General features: G+C 37.6%; 1 protein-coding gene, 10 tRNA genes and 1 pseudogene. 3 read left to right on the top strand and 9 right to left on the bottom strand.

Going from position 1 to position 2,410, the window contains the following annotated elements; genetic code table 11:
- Positions 1–116: 116 nt before the first annotated feature.
- The 8 genes from TJ68_RS04905 to TJ68_RS04940 form a co-directional block, all read right to left on the bottom strand.
- Positions 117–204, bottom strand: a tRNA-Ser gene (locus TJ68_RS04905).
- Between the two features lie 54 nt (positions 205–258).
- Positions 259–330 (bottom strand) — tRNA-Glu (locus TJ68_RS04910).
- A gap of 4 nt (positions 331–334) precedes the next feature.
- Positions 335–406: transfer RNA gene (locus TJ68_RS04915), tRNA-Asn, on the bottom strand.
- A gap of 7 nt (positions 407–413) precedes the next feature.
- Positions 414–487, bottom strand: a tRNA-Gly gene (locus TJ68_RS04920).
- 8 nt (positions 488–495) lie between these two features.
- Positions 496–568: transfer RNA gene (locus TJ68_RS04925), tRNA-His, on the bottom strand.
- Positions 569–570: 2 nt separating this feature from the next.
- A tRNA-Phe gene (locus tag TJ68_RS04930) sits at positions 571–646 on the bottom strand.
- 13 nt (positions 647–659) lie between these two features.
- Positions 660–735 (bottom strand) — tRNA-Asp (locus TJ68_RS04935).
- An 11-nt stretch (positions 736–746) separates the two neighbouring features.
- A tRNA-Met gene (locus TJ68_RS04940) sits at positions 747–819 on the bottom strand.
- Positions 820–962: 143 nt separating this feature from the next.
- Between TJ68_RS04940 and TJ68_RS04945 the strand changes: the two genes are divergently transcribed.
- The 3 genes from TJ68_RS04945 to TJ68_RS04955 all read left to right on the top strand — a co-directional run bounded on the left by TJ68_RS04945 (position 963) and on the right by TJ68_RS04955 (position 2,020).
- Positions 963–1,550: a thermonuclease family protein gene (locus TJ68_RS04945; protein WP_052327314.1), complete on the top strand. Its 588-nt coding sequence runs from the start codon at positions 963–965 to the stop codon at positions 1,548–1,550.
- 295 nt (positions 1,551–1,845) lie between these two features.
- Positions 1,846–1,920, top strand: a tRNA-Asn gene (locus TJ68_RS04950).
- Between the two features lie 10 nt (positions 1,921–1,930).
- Positions 1,931–2,020 (top strand) — tRNA-Ser (locus TJ68_RS04955).
- A gap of 109 nt (positions 2,021–2,129) precedes the next feature.
- On the opposite strand, the pseudogene TJ68_RS08895 reads toward TJ68_RS04955, so the two are convergent.
- Positions 2,130–2,285, bottom strand: a pseudogene (locus TJ68_RS08895) (site-specific integrase); the annotation flags it as partial.
- Positions 2,286–2,410: the final 125 nt, after the last annotated feature.

Here is a 2,410-nt window from a genome sequence, read left to right on the forward strand (position 1 = left end):
GAATTTATCTAACAAATTTCATCAAAAAATTCGACTTTTTGTTAATAAGAAGATAAAAAACTACATACACACCTACAAAAAAAGACGAGTAATAAAAGCAGTACTCGTCTATTTAACGGGTAGAAAGGGATTTGAACCCTTGAAACGGGGTTGCCGTTTACACGCGTTCCAGGCGTGCGCCTTCAGCCGCTCGGCCACCTACCCAAACTTATTAAATTATAAAAATAAAAGGCTGTTCGAATGAACAACCTTTTGATATGACCCCTACGGGACTCGAACCCGTGTTACCGCCGTGAAAGGGCGGTGTCTTAACCGCTTGACCAAGGGGCCAAAGCTCCGCAGGTAAGATTCGAACTTACGACCGATCGGTTAACAGCCGATAGCTCTACCACTGAGCTACTGCGGAATAATAATGGAGCGGGTGAGGAGAATCGAACTCCCGACATCAGATTGGAAGTCTGAGGTTTTACCACTAAACTACACCCGCAAATGAAGGGCGACTGATGGGAATCGAACCCACGAATGCCGGAGCCACAATCCGGTGCGTTAACCACTTCGCCACAATCGCCATGGTGGTTCTGGACGGAATCGAACCGCCGACACTCTGATCTTCAGTCAGATGCTCTACCAACTGAGCTACAGAACCTTAAAAATATAAATGGCGGTCCCGACGGGAATCGAACCCGCGATCTCCTGCGTGACAGGCAGGCATGTTAACCGCTACACCACGGGACCCCATTAAAAAATTGCGGGAAGTGGATTTGAACCACTGACCTCCGGGTTATGAGCCCGACGAGCTACCAACTGCTCCATCCCGCGTTAATATGAATTTTTAACGTCTAGATAGTATTCTACACAATGATATTAATAATTTCAAGAGCTTTTTATCAATTTTAAAAAATAAAATGTATCTCTATATAATTTCTTGTATAATTGTAATAGCATAAATGAAGGATGGTTTTATGAACAAGAAATTTAACGTGAACGACCTATATAAACCAGGTAAAGATCCTTTTAAAAAGTTTCGCAAATTAAGTTTACCTGGTTTACTGATTGTCTTTCTGTTTTTAATAGTATTATATTTCGTCAGTGAGAATCCAAAAATTGTCGAAACTGGTGTAGATATAAATGATGCTGAAAGTCTCGTAAAATACGAAGTGACAGTTGATTTTCATATAGATGGAGATACGACTCGGTTTTTCTTTAATGATGAAAGTTATTCTTTTAGATATTTACTAATTGATACTCCTGAAATAGGACGAAAATCTGGTGAGAAAGACGAGCCATTCGCAAAAGAAGCGTTACATAGAGTAGAGGATTTACTTAATAATGCAGAACATATATATGTTATGTTTGATCAGTCACAAACAGATAATTATGGTAGATATTTAGTATATGTATTTGCGGATGACATAATGGTCAACGAACAGCTTGTAAAAGAAGGGCTTGCAGAAGTAAAGTACGTATATCCGCCAAATACAACGTACGAAAATAAAATGCGTCAAGCTGAAGAAGAAGCGAAAAGAAAGAAAGTCGGTATGTGGAGATAAGCAATAACTTTCTAATTATGTCTAAATTATGAACGTCTAATTGAGAAAATCGAATTGTTTTCTCAATTAGACTTGTTTTATTTTTAAATGGGTGCTATTATAAAATCATGAAATGAACAAATCGCCCCCCGATTACATTTTCATTTCGAAGTTGTTCGCAAAACTAATAAATTTTTAAGCAATGCAGAAAATAAAATCTGCGTTGCTTTTTTTATTTAATTCATATTTTTTTATAAAATATCATTGAAATATTTTACAGAGTTGCTATAATAGAACATGTTGATTAATTAAATATTCCGCAGTAGCTCAGTGGTAGAGCTATCGGCTGTTAACCGATCGGTCGTAAGTTCGAATCTTACCTGCGGAGCCATTTTTATTTTGGGCACGTACTCAAGTGGCTGAAGAGGCGCCCCTGCTAAGGGTGTAGGTCGGTTCATCCCGGCGCGAGGGTTCGAATCTCTCCGTGCCCGTTTTTATTGTTATCATCTAAAGGTAAAAGCTTGATTTATCAACGTTTTGTTTGCATCAGTTATCATCTAAACGAATTAATTTTGGCACGAAATTGGCACGAGCCAAACATTAAAAAAGTTTTCTAACTTCATCTCCATGTTTAGATTTTTCTGAAGATAGTAAGTGTGAATAAACCTCAAATGTAATTGATATATTAGCATGTCCTAAACGGTGTGAGATATATTCAATTGGTAAACCTTTAGATAATAAATAACTACAGTGAGTGTGTCGTAGTGAGTAGGCATTTCAATCTACCTCTATGCCACACTTTTTTAATGCTCTTCTAAATGCTTTATTAATTGCATTACTAGAAACATCTAACACTTTATCATCAACTTGTTTAGGTAACT

The organism is Nosocomiicoccus massiliensis (assembly GCF_000438455.1).
Classification (GTDB): Bacteria; Bacillota; Bacilli; order Staphylococcales; family Salinicoccaceae; genus Nosocomiicoccus; species Nosocomiicoccus massiliensis.

Excerpts from the sequence above, each read along its gene's own strand:
- TJ68_RS04945 (WP_052327314.1), top strand. The coding sequence starts at position 963 with ATGAACAAGAAATTTAACGTGAACGACCTATATAAACCAGGTAAAGAT.